The following is a 17635-nucleotide window of genomic DNA, read 5'->3' as shown; positions in this document are numbered from 1 at the left end:
TTCTGGGTTCTTGCCGATGCGGGTGGTATCCTCAGCAACTTTTGCCGTTGTTGGTGTTATCACCAACAACTTCCAACTCCTCAGCAATCAGCAATCAAATAAACAGCGAGCTGATGGAATCATGGGTAACCACGTTGCTGATGGCCCGGGCAAACAGGTCTGAGAACGTAAGCACTTTAATTTTAGAACTCTCGCGCCTCAATGGAATGGTGTCTGAAATCACCAGCTCCACCAGCACCGAGTTCTCAATGCGTTCGTACGCCGGACCAGACAACACCCCGTGGGTGGCAATAGCCCGTACGCTCTTCGCGCCTTTGTCACGCAACAACTCGGCGGCTTTGGTAATAGTTCCGGCAGTGTCTACCAGGTCATCTACCAGCACCACGTCCATGCCTTCCACATCGCCAATCACCTGCATGGAGGCGATTTCGTTGGCGCGCTTGCGGTGCTTGTCGCAGACTACCATCTCCACGCCAAATACCTTGGCGAAGCTTCTGGTACGCACCACCCCTCCCACATCTGGAGAAGCAAAGATCAGGTCCTGGCCCAAGTTCAGGCTGCGCAGATACGGCACAAAGATGGCTGAACCATCCAGGTGGTCTACCGGAATGTCAAAGAACCCCTGGATCTGACCGGCGTGCAAGTCACAGGTCATGAGGCGATCAGCGCCTACGCACTGGATGGCGTTGGCCATCACCTTGGCCCCAATGGAAACCCGAGGCTTGTCTTTCCGGTCCTGGCGGGCATAACCGTAGTACGGCATTACCACAATCACCTTGTGGGCCGAGGCACGCTTGGCGGCATCTACCAGCAGCATCAGTTCCATCAGGTTATCTGCCGGCGGAAACGTGGATTGGATCAAAAATACCTCGCACCCCCTAACCGACTCATTGAAGTGAACAGAAATTTCCCCATCAGAGAAATGCTGTACCGTTAGGTCACCAAGGGGCAGGCCGTAAGCATCAGCCACTTTTTCAGCGAAATACCGAGAATTTGTGCCGGAGAAAATCTTAACCGTAGGGCTCATTGAAATAGAGAGGTTGCCGATTGAAGTCGCAAAAGTACTCTATATTTTGCTAGGCTCAAACGAAGTAGCCAAAAAATAAGTAGTACTATTTCAGGAATTTACGGGGTAGAAATACGGACATCTCATCCTTCCTTCTCTCAGCTAAATATTTGATTCTTAAATATTTCACCACTCTAGAGAAACACGCCGGCTTTCCCGATCTCTTCAATCTTCCTTGCCAAGCTTGCCACAGATAGGAATATCCAAAGCAGAAGTGCGCCTGCCGCCCAGAATTGCCTCCAATTGGGAGAAACACCTCCAAAACGGAATGAACACTACAGCCCTGGATTGTTACAGCAATCTTACAAACGCAGCCGGTAATAAAAGAAAAAACCTCTGTCTCTTGGAGAGGCAGAGGTTTTTCAAGGTTGTCCGACCAGGTTTCGAACCTGGACTCTTCTGAACCAAAATCAGACGTGTTGCCAGTTACACCATCGGACATTTTCATCTGACAACCTGTTGTTGTCGTTTGATGATGCAAAGGTATACAAGATTTTTTTCAGTGCAAACTCTGGAGTGAAAATTTTTAAAAAAAATTATTCCATAATCCGCTCCAGCGCGGTGTCATAGCTGTTTTTGATCACCTGGATGGCATGGAAAACCTCGCCGTCTACCTCGCAATAGCGGGCAGTTACATCGCCAATTTTCTTGAATGTCAAACCATTACCAGACACCAATTGCTCAAAGACGGCTTGCTGTTCTGGCTTCACGCTCACCACTACGCGGCCCTGGCTCTCGCCGAATAAATAGGCGTCTTTGCGGAAGTCTTCGTCAGTAGTAACGGAGAATCCTAACTCATTAGGCATGGCCGACTCCAGCAAGGTGATGTACAAACCACCATCGGCGCAGTCGTGGGCCGACTGAATCAGTTTCTCCTCAATGAGGTTCTTCACGGTTTTCTGCAGCACCAACTCTTTCTCCATGTCAAAAGCCGGGGCCGGAGACAGTTTCACGTTGTGGTAAGAATACAGGTACTCGCTAGAGGCGATGTCATTCTGCGGATCGCCCAGCAGGTAAATGGCATCTCCCTCGTTCTGGAACGCCAAGGTCATGGTGTTCGCCTTGTCTTCCACAATGCCCAGCATGCCTATGGTTGGCGTTGGGAACACCGGACCTTCGTCTGATGACTGGTTGTAGAAGCTCACGTTACCACCGGTCACAGGCGTACCAAACGCGGTGCAGGCTTTGCCCATACCTTTGATGGCGCCCACAAACTGCCAGTATACTTCCGGCACGTACGGGTTCCCGAAGTTGAGGCAGTTGGTAATAGCTACGGGCTCACCACCGGCGCACACAATGTTACGGGCGGCTTCGGCCACGGCAATAGCGGTTCCTTCTTCCGGATCGGCGTTTACGTAGCGGCTGTTACAGTCAACGGTAATGGCGATGGCCTTGTCTGAACCTTTCACCTTCACAATGCCGGCATCGGCGGGACGGTTGGTGGTGAGGGTCGCCGTCCCGATCATGGAGTCATATTGCTTGTACACCCAGCGCTTAGAGGCAATGTTGGGGTGCGTGGCCAGGAACTCGGCTACGGCTTTATAGTCGGTTGGCTCTTGTACGGAGTCAATGGTGAATTTCTTGGACTCAGCGAAATACGCGGGCTCGCGGTACTCTCTGTGGTACACCGGCGCACCGCCGCCCAATACTAAGTCTTCGGCAGGTACATCGGCTACCAGTTCGCCTTTCACGTAGTAGCGCAGGCGCTTGGTATCGGTTACCTCGCCAATCTGGGCGCAGGACATATCCCACTTGTCGCAGATCTGGTAAATTAGGTCTTCGGCACCTTTCTCCATCACTACCAGCATGCGTTCCTGGCTTTCAGAAAGAAGAATCTCAAACGGCTGCATGTTGGCCTGGCGCATAGGTACTTTGTCTAACCAGATCTCCATACCGCTCTCGCCTTTGGCGCTCATCTCTGAGGTAGAGCAGGTGATACCGGCGGCACCCATATCCTGCATACCCACTACCCGGCCTGTCTCAATGATTTCCAGGGTAGCTTCCAGCAACAGTTTCTCCTGGAACGGATCGCCTACCTGTACCGATGGCAAATCGTTCACGGAGTCTTCGGTGATGTCTTTAGATGCGAAGGCCGCGCCGTGGATACCGTCTTTGCCGGTGGCAGAACCGATGATGAATACCGGGTTGCCCACGCCGTGCGACGTAGCGCTGGCGGTTTTGCCTACCTCTACAATACCGGCGGAGAAGGCGTTTACCAGCGGGTTCACGTTGTAGCAATCGTCAAAGAACAGCTCGCCCCCCACCGTTGGGATACCGAACGCGTTGCCGTAGTCGCCGATTCCTTTCACCACGCCGCGCAGCAGGCGCTTGGTCTTGTCTGAGTTCAGGTTCCCGAAACGCAGGGAGTTCAGCTGCGCGATGGGCCGGGCTCCCATGGTAAAGATATCGCGGTTGATGCCGCCTACTCCGGTGGCAGCGCCCTGGTACGGCTCCAGCGCCGATGGGTGGTTGTGGGATTCGATTTTGAAAGAACAGGCTAAACCGTCCCCGATGTCTACCAGACCGGCGTTTTCCTCTCCGGCTTTGGCCAGCATGCGCGGTGAATCTTTGGGAAGGGTCTTGAGCCATACAATGGAGTTTTTGTACGAGCAGTGCTCAGACCACATCACTGAGAAAATGCTCAGCTCAGTGAAATTGGGCGTGCGGCCCAGGATTTCTTTGATGCGGTCGAACTCTTCGGGGAGAAGGCCCAGTTTCTGGGCGGTATCTACGGTAGGCAAGGTCTGGGTTTCCAAAGCGAAAGCTGGTTTGGTTAAGAAAGGGCAAAAATAAAGATTTCTTTTACAAGGCACTGCCCTCTGGCAAGAACGTTTTTGGCTTGTTTTCAAGAAAACGCCCCCAAAGTAAGGAAATTGTTTCTAGCAGGTTAACCAGGCATGGCCCCAGCATTAAGGTTTGGTTAAGGTTGAGCAGGGCGCTGGTTTGCCGCCGGGCAAGTCCGTAAACTTACCAGAGCCCTCCTTTAGGGGCGCAGGCTTATGGCAAACCAACTGGAAACCAAGATCAGATTAGAAGTATACTATCCTTCGGCGCAGCCTATTGCTACCCTCTTGCTGGAACCGGAAGACGAGTACCTGGCCTGGCTGGTAGACAGCCTGCCGGTAGCCCCCAGAGGCGACCACTACTGCCTGTACCTTGCCAACCCCCGGGAGTTCAGGCAGGCCCGGCGTATCTTCCCGGCCATTGGCGGCACCAACCGCCACGTGCGTTTCAGGAGCCTTTTGCGCAAAAAAGCCCAAAACCGGAAGCCCACCCCGCTGCCCGCCATCACCAGCTGGCCGCTTCACCCGGAGCCGTCGGCTGAAACCAGGCCGACCAACGCCCCCGGGGTTAGCTGGCGCCACGTTGTTTCTCTTTTCAAACTTTCTTTGAGCCGCTTCTAACATGGATAACGCTATCACCCTCTGGTTCTACTTCAGGTCTGCCTCGCCCATCTACACGTATACACTGACGCCAACCGATGCCCGCCTGACCCGGGTGCTGGAAGACGTGCGCAAGGTGCAGCACGGCAACCATGTGTTCATCCATCTGAGAAGTGAATATGAGTGGAGCCGCGCCATGGACTCCTTAAACCTAACGCCGGAGGAAGCGAAGCACGCGGTGTTCCCGGCCGCGTAACGCCCGCTTGCCGCCTGTACTTTCATGCAGCAGAAAGAATACGGTCTGTCTCCCCTGCCCGGAGCGAAGCCCCAGCATTTTACCATTCCGGGCCGACGAAGAACCTACAAGTGCCCCAACGTGTACGTTCTACCCTAATTTCACTTCCGGACAAAGCCCGACGGTTCTATATAAACCACCCACCGCCAAAGGGAACCGGCCTAAAGCAACCAGGCACCTCTACTCCTTTCCCAAGCACTTTCCTCCAGGCCTCAGCCAGACCTCCTGGTTTCACTGGCATTTTCAGCAAACGTGCTGTAAACCAGGGCCGCAGCGGTTTGGGTCTGTTTTGCGCCAAACCCGCCGGAAACGGCTTCTCACAATCCTGCGCCGCGGCACAAGTATTAGGCAAACATTTTTTCCTACTTCTATGGAAATCAGGACGGAAAGCAGTAATTTTGCAACCTGAAACTAGTCTGTATCTATCTAAATTCTTATAAACCAACCAAATGGCGAATATTGGCAGAATTACCCAGGTGATCGGTCCGGTGGTGGACGTAAGCTTCTCGGGTGAGAATTCTAAGTTGCCCAACATCATGGATGCTCTGGTAGTGGTGAAGGAGAACGGTGCCCGCGTGGTACTGGAGACCCAGCAGCACTTAGGCGAAGACCGGGTACGCACCATTGCAATGGATGCAACCGAGGGCTTGACCCGCGGCATGGAAGTAACTGACTTGGCGGCTCCTATCTCTATGCCTACCGGCGATAACGTGTTAGGCCGTCTGTTCAACGTAATTGGCGATGCCATTGACGGTATTCCGCAGCCTGCTAGCCAGGTAGACCTGCCTATTCACCGCAACGCGCCTAAGTTTGAGGACCTTTCTACTTCTACCGAGGTTCTGTACACCGGTATCAAGGTAATTGACCTTATTGAGCCTTACTCCAAAGGGGGTAAAATTGGTTTGTTCGGGGGTGCCGGGGTAGGTAAAACCGTATTGATCCAGGAGTTGATCAACAACATCGCCAAAGGCCACGGTGGTCTTTCTGTGTTTGCCGGCGTGGGTGAGCGTACCCGCGAAGGAAACGACTTGCTGCGCGAGATGATTGAGTCTGGCATTGTGAAATACGGTGACGAGTTCATGGAGTCTATGGAGCACGGCGGATGGGATCTTTCCAAAGTAGACGCCAATGCGTTGAAAGAGTCTAAGGCTACCTTCGTGTTCGGTCAGATGAACGAGCCGCCAGGGGCCCGCGCCCGTGTAGCCTTGTCTGGTCTGACCATTGCTGAGTCTTTCCGCGATGGCGATGGTACCGGTTCAGGCCGTGACATCCTTTTCTTCATTGACAACATCTTCCGTTTCACCCAGGCAGGTTCTGAGGTATCGGCTCTCTTGGGTCGTATGCCCTCTGCGGTGGGTTACCAGCCAACGCTGGCTACGGAAATGGGTGCCATGCAAGAGCGTATCACGTCTACCAAGCGTGGTTCCATCACATCTGTACAGGCTGTTTACGTACCTGCCGATGACTTGACTGACCCTGCTCCAGCGACCACCTTCGCTCACTTGGATGCTACCACTGTACTTTCTCGTAAAATCTCTGAGCTTGGTATCTACCCTGCGGTAGACCCTCTGGATTCTACTTCCCGTATCTTAACGGCAGACATCGTTGGCGAGGAGCACTACAACACGGCTCAGCGCGTAAAAGAGATTCTGCAGCGTTACAAAGAACTCCAAGACATCATCGCCATCCTGGGTATGGACGAATTGTCTGAAGAAGATAAACTGGTGGTACACCGTGCGCGCCGTGTGCAGCGTTTCTTGTCTCAGCCCTTCCACGTAGCCGAGCAGTTCACCGGCTTGAAAGGGGTACTGGTTGACATCAAAGACACCATCCGCGGTTTCAACGAGATCATGGACGGTCTGCATGACAACCTGCCTGAGGCAGCCTTCAACCTGGTAGGTACCATTGAAGACGCCGTTGCCAAAGGACAGAGAATGCTGGCCGAAGCGAAATAGTTTTAATGTGCTAATGTGTTAATGTGCTGATGGTTTAATTAGCACACTAGCACATTAGCCAATTAGCACATTAACAGATGTATTTAGAGATCATCACCCCAGATAAGAGAGTATTTGAAGGAGACGTGACCTCGGTTCAGTTCCCGGGCATCAACGGTAGGTTTGAGGTTTTGAACAACCACGCCGCCCTGATCAGTGCCCTGGCCAACGGTCCGGTAAGAGTAACGCCTACCGCCGGTACTCAGCAGATCTTTCAGATTGACGGCGGCGTGGTAGAGGTGCTGGACAACAAAATCACCGTTCTGGCCGAAGCCGTAACTGCCTAAAGATTCCTGTTTTCGTAAAGGAAAGCCCGTTCTTCTACCAAGGAGGCGGGCTTTCGCGTTTTGGGGCAGTTTCTCTGAAAACAGACTCAAAACGGATTTAACAGGTTATCGGCTTTCTTCTTACCTTTAGAATTGTTGATTGCTTATTGTTGATGGCTGTGGGTTGGCTAGTGTGGGGAGACTGGGCTTTTCTGGCGTTGGAATGTTGGTGATAACACCAACAAGGGCACCACTGTACCCATCAGGAGCAGCTTCAATTATTTTGTAAATTCTTAATTCTGTATTAATAAAGTGTCCATCTCGCCAAAAATCACGCCCATCTACCAAACGTCGGTTTTCACCTTTGAGGACCTGAATGCCCTGGAAGCCTATTTTGAGCAACCGGGCCAAAGTTACATGTACAGCCGCAACGGCAACCCCAATACCGATGAACTGGCCGAGGAGGTCAACCAGTTGGAGGGCGGTCAGGGTGCCGTGGCTACCTCCTCGGGCATGTCGGCTATTCTCACGGCCTTGCTGGTGTACTGCCAGGCAGGCGACCACGTGCTCAGTGCCGAGGAGGTGTACGGCGGCTCCGCGGCATTGCTCTCTCAGGAACTTACCCGCATGGGCGTGCAGATCACCTTTGTGCCCATGGCAGAGATGTACCGCTTTGAAAGCTACGTGCAGCCCAACACCAGGCTGATTCTGGTAGAAACCATCAGCAATCCCATGATGACAGTGCTGGACTTGGCGCAGGTTGCCCAGGTTTGCCGGGCCCAAAACATCAAGCTGGTGGTAGACAATACCTTCGCCTCGCCGGTGATTACCAAACCACTGGAGCTAGGCGTCGATGTGGTGATCCACAGCGTGACCAAATACCTTTCGGGCCACAGCGACGTGACCGCCGGCGTGGTCATCTGCAAAGAGGCCGCTGATGCGCAGCGCGCCAAGCAGATTGTGGTGGCTTGGGGTTTGACCCTGAGCCCGTTTGAGAGCTGGCTAGCCGCGCGCGGGCTGAAAACCCTGAAACTGCGCATTCGGCAGCACTCAGAAAATGCCCTGGCCCTGGCCCAGTACCTGCAACAGCACCCCAAAGTGAGTGCCGTCTTCTACCCGGGCCTGCCCGATCATCCGCAGCACGAAATGGCCGCAACCCAAAGCAACGGGAAATTCGGAGGGATGCTCTCTTTCAGAATCTCTGACGATGTGGAAGCGGTGAACCGCTTCATGCGCGGCCTCACCCACATTCCCTTTGCCCCGTCCCTGGCCGGAGTGACCACCTCGGTTTCCTACCCGCTGGGCACCTCGCACCGCGCCCTCACCCCAGAGCAACGCGAAAAGCTGGGCATCACCGTGGGCCTGATCCGCTTATCCGTGGGCATCGAGGAACCCGAGGAACTGATTGCGGATCTGGAGAAAGCCTTGGCGGCTATTTAGGCATACTTCTGCTTTGGGGCTGTTTTCAGCAAACCAGCCCCAAATCAGAAATATCCCTCCTTTTGCTGGCGCGAGTCTGGAGACTCGTGACTCAGGATGAAGCGAACGCTCCAGGCTCGCCGGGAGCCATTAATTGAAACTTTCTACTTAACACTTGGCTATGGCGCGGAAGTTACATCCGTGCCTTCGGGTTAGTATGAAAGGCACGGAAGTAACTTCCGCGCCATAGTGGTAAACAGTGGCACCTGCAATGCCTGGTTTCGCTGCTTGCACAGCGAGGGTAGTCAGGAGACTACCCGGCATCTGGAGGCACGAGTTGCAAACTCGCGCCAGCGCAAAGTTTGCGTAGGGATAGCGAAAGAAGCGTAAAACAGCATTACTTGGTGAAGAAAAGACGACGTGTGGTACCATAGAAAGGTTCGAAGGCAATGTAGCTCCTGTTTCAAGCCAGTTTCCTAAAAATTAGCCCCAAAACGAAGAAGCCCGTACCTTTGCAGGATGTTTACCCGTTTCCTCAGCTGGCTTGGCGATAAGAACGCCGCGAAGCCGGCAGACGACACCCCTACTGATATGAAATACTTACTGGTGGGCCTTGGCAACATTGGCCCAGAATACGCTGACACGCGCCACAACATCGGGTTTATGGTGCTGGATTACCTGGCCAAAAAGCACGAGGTTTCCTTTGATACTGGCCGCCACTCGTTTGTGACGGAGTTCAAGCACAAAGGCAAGCACTTCACGCTGGTGAAACCTACTACTTACATGAACCTGAGCGGCAAGGCGGTGGCGCATTGGCTGAGCAGCTTGAAGATTCCGGCCTCACAGATGCTGGTGATCACCGATGACCTGGCCCTGCCCTTCGGCAAGCTCAGGATGCGGGCCAAAGGCAGCGCGGGCGGGCACAACGGCCTCAAGCACATTGAAGAAACGCTGGGCAGCAATGAGTACCCGCGCCTCAGGTTTGGCGTGGACGCGCAGTTCTCCAAAGGTCGCCAGGTAGACTACGTGCTCAGCCCTTTTTCCCCGGACGAGTTGATTGACCTGCCCACCTACATTGAAAAGGCCGCCGAGATGTGCCTTTCCTTCGGGACCATTGGCCTGGAGCGCACCATGAACTTCTACAACAAGTAACCTTTTGCCGCAGCCCCGAACGCACCTTTCGTTTCGGGGCTGTTTTTTGGCCAATGGCCTCAAAACGGGTAAAAAATGGGTTACATATTTTTGGGTGCTGGCGAAGGCGTTGGCGGCATTTCTCTACTTTTGTGCGGCTAACGGCTCCCCATGAAACGCATACTCTCCCTGTACGGCAACGCCTTTGGCGGACTTTCAAAAGAGGCCTGGCTCCTGGCCGCGGTCATGTTCATCAACCGCAGCGGGGCCATGGTGGTGCCCTTCCTGAGCGTGTACCTCACCGAGGCCCTGGGCTTCAGCCTGCAGCAGGTGGGCGTGCTGCTGAGCCTCTTCGGGGCGGGCTCTATGTGCGGCACGTTCCTGGGCGGCTGGCTCACCGATAAGATCGGGCACTTCAAGGTGCAGTTCTTCAGTCTGGTGCTGGGCGGCAGTTGGTTCTTTGTGATGCTGCTGTTAGAGCGGTTTGCGCTGTTCGCGGGCGGCATTTTTCTGCTCAGCCTCCTGACCGAATGCCTCCGCCCGGCCAACGCTTCCTCGGTGAGTTCCTACGCCCGGCCCGAGAACGTGACCCGCGCCTTTTCCCTCAACCGGATGGCCATTAACCTGGGCTTTTCTATTGGTCCGGCCCTGGGCGGCGTGCTGGCCACGGTTTCCTACCAGTTCCTGTTCATGGCCGATGGCGTAACCTGCCTCACCGCCGGGGCTCTCTTTTTCTTTTACTTCCGCCACAAACAAGGCCACGCGCCCGCGGTCCCGGCGGCGGCGGAGAAAACCACAGTCCCCACGCGCTCCCCGTACCAGGACTGGCTCTTTGTGGGGTTTGCGGTGCTCTGCTGTTTCTATGCGGTGGCTTTCTTCCAGTTTTTCTCCACCATGCCCCTGTACTACCGGCAAGTGTACCGCCTGTCTGAGCTGCAGATAGGCGGCCTGCTGGCGTTTAACGGGTTCCTGGTGTTCCTCCTGGAAATGATCATCGTGTACCTCATTGGCGACAAGCACGCCCTCTGGAAGATGATTGTGGCGGGGCTGCTGCTGCTGGCGCTGGCCTTTGTGATCATCAACCTGGCCCAGGGGTTTTGGGTCCTGGCAGTCTCGGTGCTGCTCATGAGCCTTTCTGAGATGCTGGCCATGCCGTTTATGAGTACGCTCACCGTGCAACGCTCCGGCACGCACAACCGGGGCTCTTACATGGCCCTGTACAGCCTCTCCTATTCGGCGGCACACATTATTGGTCCGTACGTGGGCACCACCACCATCGCCCACCTAGGTTTTGACACGCTGTGGTGGGGTGCCAGCGTGCTCTGTCTGGTCGCCGCCCTGGGCTTCTATGTGGTGGTGAAACGCCTGAGTGCCGCCTAGCCTTTGCTGTGCTTTAACCCTACCCGCACCAGAAAACTGCACGTTTTTGGGGAATAACACTGGAATTACCACCCAGAAAAGGCTAGCTTACCTTGCCAAAACTTTACTATCCCATGCTGCACTCCCTACAATCGTTTCTCCTGGCGCTGGTGCTGACCACAACCCTGGCTGCCTGTACTTCCGTTAGACAGAAAGCAACCAAAAATGAGATGATGGTCTACGTAGGTACCTATGCCAAACCAGATGCCGAGAGCATTTTCGCGTACAAACTGAACGAAGAAACAGGGGAACTCACCCGGGTACTGGGCGTGAAGGGCGGAGAGAACCCTTCCTTCCTCACCCTGAGCGCCGACCGCAAGCACCTGTACGCCGTGAATGAAACCACCGAGTACCAGGGCCAGAAAAGCGGGGCCGTGAGCGCCTTCGCCATTGACCAGCAAACCGGCAACCTCACGTTCCTGAACCAACAGCCTTCTTTGGGCGGCGCTCCCTGCTACATCAGCCTGGACCACCAGAACAAGGTAGCGCTGGTGGCCAACTACGTGGGCGGCAACGTAGCGGCATTTCCCCTCCAAGCCGATGGCTCCCTGAGTGCTTCTTCAGACATGGACCAGCACCAGGGCAAAGGCCCCAGAAAACAACAAGACGCGGCACATGCGCACTGCATCATCCCAGACCCGGACAATGAGTACGCGCTGGCGGTGGATTTGGGCATTGACCAGATTGTAAGCTATAAGTTGGACAAGTCTGCGGGCAAACTGGAGCGACAGGCGCAACCAGCGTTCGCGACTAAAGCCGGGGCCGGACCACGGCACCTCACGTTCCACCCCAACAAGCGGTTTGCCTACGTCATCAATGAACTGAACGCCACCATGACATCGCTCATGTACAACGCCGGAAACGGTACGTTCACCGAGGTGGAAACCGTTCCTACCATCCCCTCCGATTACACCGGAGAGAACGCCTGCGCCGATGTGCACGTCTCCGCCGATGGCAAGTTTCTGTACGGCTCTAACCGAGGGCACAACAGCATTGTGGTGTTCGCCATAGATCAGAATACCAACAAACTCACCCTGGTGCAGCACGTGAGCGTACAGGGCAACTGGCCACGCAACTTCGGGCTGAGTCCTTCGGGCAAAACCCTGCTGGTGGCCAACCAACGCTCCAACAACATCACCACGTACAAAGTAGATCTCCAGAGCGGCAAACTCACCTTCACCGGCCACTCCGCCCAGGTGCCTTCTCCGGTGTTCGTGCAGGTGGTTCCAGGTTTTCCTGGGGTGAAGTAGCGCCGCCTTAGCGTTGGGTTGCTTGTTTTAAGGGTATTTTCCTAAAAACAGCCCGAAAACGAGCCGCACGGTTTCCCCCCTGCAAACAAGCTCCTAGGCCAGAGAAAGGAAAACTGCCCTGGCTCCAGATAAATTGGTTAGAACATCTTCTTAAACGCACCCCTCCCCCTATGAAAGCCGTCGTGATTACCCAACCGGGGCCGCCCCAGGTCCTGCAAGTACAGGAAAGAGCACTTCCCCAACCTGCCGCCGGGCAAGTGCTCATCAAGGTAGAAGCGGCGGGAATTAACCGCCCCGATGTGGCCCAGCGGAAAGGCCATTATCCGCCGCCCGCGGGCGCTCCAGCAGACATCCCGGGACTGGAGATAGCCGGCACCGTGGAAGCCTGCGGCGCGCAGGTAGAGCGCTGGCAGCCCGGTGACCGCGTGTGCGCCCTGCTGCCCGGCGGCGGCTATGCCGAGTACGCGGTGGTAGATGCCCGGCACTGCCTCCCGGTCCCTGAGGGCTGGCGCTTTGAGGAGGCCGCCTCGCTCCCCGAGACGGTATTCACGGTTTGGCACAACGTCTTCCAGCGCGGACAACTGCACCCCGGCGAGACCCTGCTGGTACACGGCGGCAGCAGCGGCATTGGCATTACCGCCATCCAGCTGGCCAAGGCCTGGGGAGCCCGCGTCTTTGCCACCGCCGGAAGTCCGGAGAAGTGCCAGGCCTGCGAAGCCCTTGGCGCCGAACGCTGCCTCAACTACAAAACCGAGGACTTTGAGGAAGCCCTGAAAACCGAAGGCGTGGACGTGATCCTGGACATGGTGGGCGGCGATTACATCGCCAAGAACCTGAACCTGCTCAGGCCAGACGGCCGCCTGGTGTTCATCAATGCCATGCACGGCGCCAAGGGCGAGTTCAACGCGCTGCAGGTCATGCAAAAGCGGCTGACCATTACCGGCAGCACCCTGCGCCCCCGTGACGCTACCTTTAAAGCCAGCCTTACCGCCGAGGTGGAAAAGCACGTCTGGCCCCTGTTGCGGGCCGGGGCCTTCAAACCGGTGCTGTACCGCACGTTTGCCCTGGCAGAAGCCGCCCAGGCCCATGAACTCATGGAAAGCAGCCAGCACATTGGCAAGCTGGTGCTGCGGGTGGGCGAACCAGCGTAAGCGTAACCAGGCACCCGGGAACGGGTAAGCCATAAGGCAGGCTTTTTGGGCTTGATTTTAGAAAAGAGCAGAAAAAACAGGATATTGCAGGTTACCAGTGCGGCCAGATGCCTCAGCGTACCTAACCTGCCGCTCTGCTCCCAACTCTTCCCCGCTTTGCATGAACCTTCTGTTCCTTACGTTCGGTCCTAACATCAAGAACCACTATCAGGCAAACTTTGCCATTCTGTCTTTTCTGCCGTACCTGCCGGAAGGGCACCGCATCTGCGTGTACACAGATTATCCTCAGTTTTACCAGCATCTGCACGAACGGGTAACCACCATTGCGGTCACCAAAGAGCAGTTCACCGACTGGGAAGGCCCGCACCGGTTCTTCTGGCGCGTGAAGATCAAGGCCATTGAGCACCTGATCCAGCAGTTTCCTACCCAGCCCGTCATGTACCTGGACTCCGACGTGTTCCTCTACAGAAATCCGCAGGAACTCAGCCAGCAACTGGCCGCCGGCAAGGCCTTTATGCACGTCTGCGAGGGCAAGCTCTCTGAGCTGAGGAGCAAGACCGAGAAGCGCATGTGGCAGCAGGTGAAAGGCATGGATTTCGGGCGATTTAAGCTTGCGGAGCACCACCACATGTGGAACGCCGGCGTGGTCATGGTACCGGCCCAGAAGAACCAGGAGGCCATTAGCCTGGCCCTACAGGTCTGCGACACCCTGTGCGCCCGGCACGTAACGCCCCGGCTCATTGAGCAGTTCGCCCTTTCGGTGGCCCTGGAAGAGACCTATGGCCTCCAGGAAGCCAAACCCTGGATTGCCCATTACTGGGGCAACAAAGACGAGTGGAATGAGCGCATCAGTCAGTTCTTCCTGGAGTCTTACCTGCAAGGCCTCACCCTGGCCCAGGACATAGCCCGCGTGCAGCAGTTTGACTACAAGCCACTGGCCTTGGTAAAGCGCCCCAAAAACACCAGAAAACGGCTCATGAACGTGGTAGACCGCTTGTTCCCGGTGAAGCCTGAAACCTTTATTGAGGAATAGCCCACCCGGTAAAATCTTTGGGTAAAAAGCCCCGCAAGAAAAGCGGGATCTGCTTACCTTCGGGAAATTAGAATGCTATGCGCGCCCTGCTTTGCTGCTTCCTGCTGTTTGTGTCCACTGGTGCCTTCTCGCAGGAGGTCCGCTATTTCTCTAAGCACTTCCAGACGGTGCAACCCACCAGAACGCCGTTTGAGCGGCGCTACTTCGCAGAGCAGAATAAGCTCAGGATAGAAGATTACGAACACGGCACGCTTAAGCAAAAAAGCCTGGTAGAAGGCACCGTTCTGCTCCCCGAGGTCGATGCTTACCTGTGGTACGTGAAAAATCCGGCGGAATACTACCAGAAGCCCTTCTTTGCCAACCTGAAGGCCACCATCGGCCGCTTTACCCAAGATGGCAAACCGGCCCACGAGGCGTATGCCTACGGCACCACCATCCGCTATGGCCAGGTCTGGAACGAGGCAAACACCCCGGTTTTGGTGAAGGGCACGGGAGCACATGTGTACTGGGCCCAAAACAAGACCGAACAGGCCCATTTCGTTTACCAGGATTCGGTCATGGTCTCGTCCTTCATTCTGCGGAAGCAGCAGGAAGACACCCTCTACCTGACCCTTGATAAAATGCCTTCCCCTAAAAACGGCCTGGCCGCTTTCAGGAATGAACTGGCCAGCCGCATTCAGTACCCCGAGGAGGCGTTGAATGCGGAGCTTGAGACCACGGTCTACATTCAGTTCACCGTTGATGAGAAAGGCCGGCTGCGGGACTTCAAAACCCTGGAGGGGCAAGGCTCTGGGTTTGACAAAAACGCCATCAAAAAGCTAGAGGCTTACCCGGCCTGGGAGCCGGCTTTGCTGCGCGGCAGAGCCGTTAAAACCAGGCACACCATCCCCATCGTTTTCAGGCTGGAATAGGCCAACTAGAAAAAAAAGAAAAGCCTCGCAGGTAGCACCTGTGAGGCTTTTTTGCCAAGATTGGTTTCGGGGCTGTTTTTGGAAAACCCGCCCCGAAACCCAAATTTTTGATTGCGAATTAACTCACCCCTCCGCCGTTTACAATTGGCTTGGATGGCTGCATGAAGGCCAGCGAACCATCGGCGTTTTCGGCCATCAGGAGCATGCCCTGGCTCACAATGCCTTTGATCTCGCGCGGCGCCAAGTTCACCAACACGCTTACTTGCTGCCCGATGATTTCCTCGGGGTTGAAGTGCTCGGCGATGCCACTCACGATGGTGCGTTGGTCAATGCCGGTGTCTACTTTCAGCTTCAGGAGCTTCTTGGTTTTGGCCACTTTCTCCGCTTCCAGGATGGTGCCGATGCGGATGTCGATCTTGGAGAAATCATCGAAGTTGATGTTCTCTTTGGCCGGTGCGGCTACGGCGTTGGCGATCTCGTTGGCTTTTTTGGTATCCAGCAGTTTCTGCACCTGCGCCTCAATCACAGCATCTTCAATCTTCTCAAACAACAGCGCCGCCTGGCCGATAGTGTGACCCGAAGGAATCAAATCCGGTGAACCGGCGGCATCCCATTTGCCTGGCGTGTAGTTGAGCATGGCTGCCAGTTTACCGGCCGTTTCCGGCAAGAAAGGCTCAGACAAAATCGCCAGGCTAGCCGAGATCTGCAGCGCGATGTTCATGATGGTTTCCACACGGGCCGCATCGGTCTTGATCAGTTTCCAGGGCTCGGTGTCGGCGAGGTATTTATTGCCCAGGCGCGCCAGGTTCATGAGTTCGCTCAAGGCTTCTTTGAAACGGTACTGCTCTAAAGAGGCGGCAACCTTCTCAGGGAAGTCGGCTAGCTGGGCCAGTACTTCCTCATCAAAAGGAGTTAATTCACCGCGTTGCGGCACGGCGCCGTTGTAGTATTTATTGGTAAGCACCACCACCCGGTTGATGAAGTTCCCGAAGATGGCCAGCAGCTCATTGTTGTTGCGGGCCTGGAAATCTTTCCAGGTGAAGTCGTTGTCCTTGGTCTCGGGAGCATTGGCGCACAAAACGTAACGCAGCACATCGGCTTTGCCGGGCAGTTCCTCCAGGTACTCGTGCAGCCACACAGCCCAGTTGCGGGAGGTGGAGATTTTGTTGCCTTCCAGGTTCAGGAACTCGTTGGCGGGCACGTTGTCGGGCAGCACGTAATCGCCGTGGGCCTTGAGCATGGCCGGGAAGATGATGCAGTGGAACACGATGTTGTCCTTGCCAATGAAGTGCACCAGTTTAGTGCCCTGGTCTTTCCAGTACAGTTCCCAGTCCGGCGTGAGGTCTTTGGTGGCGGAGATGTAACCGATGGGCGCATCGAACCACACGTAGAGCACTTTTCCTTCGGCACCTTCCACGGGCACGGGCACGCCCCAGTCCAGGTCGCGGGTTACGGCACGGGGCTGCAGGCCTTGATCGATCCAGCTTTTGCATTGGCCGTACACGTTCGTTTTCCAATCGGTTTTATGGCCCTCCACAATCCACTCGCGCAGCCAGGCCTCGTACTGGTCCAGCGGCAGGTACCAGTGTTTGGTATCGCGCAGGACGGGCGGCTCGCCGCTCAGGGTGCTTTTTGGGTTAATGAGGTCGGTGGCGTTCAGCGAGGTTCCGCAGCTTTCGCACTGGTCGCCGTAGGCGTTCTCGTTGCCGCACTTGGGACAGGTACCCACAATGTAGCGGTCTGCGAGGAACTGCTGGGCTTTCTCGTCATAGTACTGCTGAGTGGTCTGCTCAATGAACTTGCCCTCGTTGTAGAGTTTCAGGAAGAACCCGGAGGAAACCTCGCGGTGCGTCTGCGACGAGGTGCGGGAATAGATATCGAAGGAAATGTTGAAATCGGCGAAGGATTTCTTGATCAGCTCGTGGTACTTGTCAACGGCCTGTTGCGGTGTGATGCCTTCTTTCTTGGCCCGGATGGTGATAGGCACGCCGTGCTCGTCTGAGCCGCACACAAACTTTACGTCACGGCCACGCGAGCGCAGGTAACGGGCGTAAATATCGGCGGGGATGTACACGCCGGCCAGGTGCCCAATGTGCACGGGACCGTTGGCGTAGGGCAGCGCCGCGGTAAGGGTATATCGTTGGGGGTAGGTAGTTTCAGCCATGTTGTCTAGGTTATGCTGCAAATATAGTAAAACGCTTTGCGTTTGTTGGGGTCTTGCGCCGCCCTGGCTGTTTGCTTAGGAGCAGGAGTCTTTACGGCGTGAACCCAGAAAAGAAAAATCCGCACCTGGCCCTGGTGTCGGGCAAGATGCGGA

The 17635-nt window shown here is 55.5% G+C and carries 14 protein-coding genes and 1 tRNA gene; 11 read left to right on the top strand and 4 right to left on the bottom strand.

Translation table 11 applies throughout. The annotated features are described in order from the left end of the window. Positions 1-94: 94 nt before the first annotated feature. The 3 genes from JT718_RS19565 to purL form a co-directional block, all read right to left on the bottom strand. The gene (locus JT718_RS19565; RefSeq protein ID WP_205504490.1) at positions 95-1027 is read right to left on the bottom strand and encodes a ribose-phosphate pyrophosphokinase; all 933 of its coding nucleotides are present in this window, start codon (positions 1025-1027) and stop codon (positions 95-97) included. A gap of 407 nt (positions 1028-1434) precedes the next feature. Beyond that, positions 1435-1507, bottom strand: a tRNA-Gln gene (locus tag JT718_RS19560). Positions 1508-1602: 95 nt separating this feature from the next. Next, positions 1603-3822, bottom strand: a complete 2220-nt coding sequence (gene purL, locus JT718_RS19555) for a phosphoribosylformylglycinamidine synthase subunit PurL (protein ID WP_205504489.1) — start codon at positions 3820-3822, stop codon at positions 1603-1605. A gap of 243 nt (positions 3823-4065) precedes the next feature. Between purL and JT718_RS19550 the strand changes: the two genes are divergently transcribed. From JT718_RS19550 to JT718_RS19500, 11 genes are all read left to right on the top strand, one after another. After that, positions 4066-4470, top strand: coding sequence for a hypothetical protein (locus JT718_RS19550; protein ID WP_205504488.1), 405 nt, complete (start codon positions 4066-4068; stop codon positions 4468-4470). A gap of 1 nt (position 4471) precedes the next feature. Further along, complete coding sequence (locus JT718_RS19545; protein WP_205504487.1) at positions 4472-4705, top strand: hypothetical protein; 234 nt, start codon at positions 4472-4474, stop codon at positions 4703-4705. Positions 4706-5193: 488 nt separating this feature from the next. After that, positions 5194-6699, top strand: a complete 1506-nt coding sequence (atpD, locus tag JT718_RS19540; protein WP_205504486.1) for a F0F1 ATP synthase subunit beta — start codon at positions 5194-5196, stop codon at positions 6697-6699. A 77-nt stretch (positions 6700-6776) separates the two neighbouring features. Next, complete coding sequence (atpC, locus tag JT718_RS19535) at positions 6777-7025, top strand: ATP synthase F1 subunit epsilon (protein ID WP_205504485.1); 249 nt, start codon at positions 6777-6779, stop codon at positions 7023-7025. Between the two features lie 291 nt (positions 7026-7316). Further along, complete coding sequence (locus tag JT718_RS19530) at positions 7317-8444, top strand: trans-sulfuration enzyme family protein (RefSeq protein WP_205504484.1); 1128 nt, start codon at positions 7317-7319, stop codon at positions 8442-8444. 570 nt (positions 8445-9014) lie between these two features. Next, positions 9015-9575, top strand: a complete 561-nt coding sequence (gene pth / locus JT718_RS19525) for an aminoacyl-tRNA hydrolase (protein WP_205504483.1) — start codon at positions 9015-9017, stop codon at positions 9573-9575. Positions 9576-9725: 150 nt separating this feature from the next. Continuing rightward, positions 9726-10934 (top strand): MFS transporter, encoded by a 1209-nt coding sequence (locus JT718_RS19520; protein ID WP_205504482.1) that lies wholly within the window; start codon positions 9726-9728, stop codon positions 10932-10934. 113 nt (positions 10935-11047) lie between these two features. Next, positions 11048-12223 carry a lactonase family protein gene (locus tag JT718_RS19515; protein WP_205504481.1) on the top strand — a complete coding sequence of 392 codons (1176 nt, stop codon included), beginning with the start codon at positions 11048-11050 and terminating at the stop codon, positions 12221-12223. Positions 12224-12393: 170 nt separating this feature from the next. Beyond that, positions 12394-13374, top strand: coding sequence for an NAD(P)H-quinone oxidoreductase (locus JT718_RS19510; protein ID WP_205504480.1), 981 nt, complete (start codon positions 12394-12396; stop codon positions 13372-13374). Positions 13375-13534: 160 nt separating this feature from the next. Further along, positions 13535-14407, top strand: coding sequence for a hypothetical protein (locus tag JT718_RS19505; RefSeq protein ID WP_205504479.1), 873 nt, complete (start codon positions 13535-13537; stop codon positions 14405-14407). A gap of 77 nt (positions 14408-14484) precedes the next feature. After that, positions 14485-15318 carry an energy transducer TonB gene (locus JT718_RS19500; RefSeq protein WP_205504478.1) on the top strand — a complete coding sequence of 278 codons (834 nt, stop codon included), beginning with the start codon at positions 14485-14487 and terminating at the stop codon, positions 15316-15318. 118 nt (positions 15319-15436) lie between these two features. On the opposite strand, the gene metG is transcribed toward JT718_RS19500, so the two are convergent. Then, positions 15437-17482 (bottom strand): methionine--tRNA ligase, encoded by a 2046-nt coding sequence (gene metG / locus JT718_RS19495; protein WP_205504477.1) that lies wholly within the window; start codon positions 17480-17482, stop codon positions 15437-15439. Positions 17483-17635 lie beyond the last annotated feature (153 nt).

The organism is Rufibacter psychrotolerans (genome assembly GCF_016924645.1).
GTDB lineage: Bacteria > Bacteroidota > Bacteroidia > Cytophagales > Hymenobacteraceae > Nibribacter > Nibribacter psychrotolerans.
The sequence above is the reverse complement of the archived record's forward strand: the minus strand, read 5'-3'. Positions and strand labels throughout refer to the sequence as shown.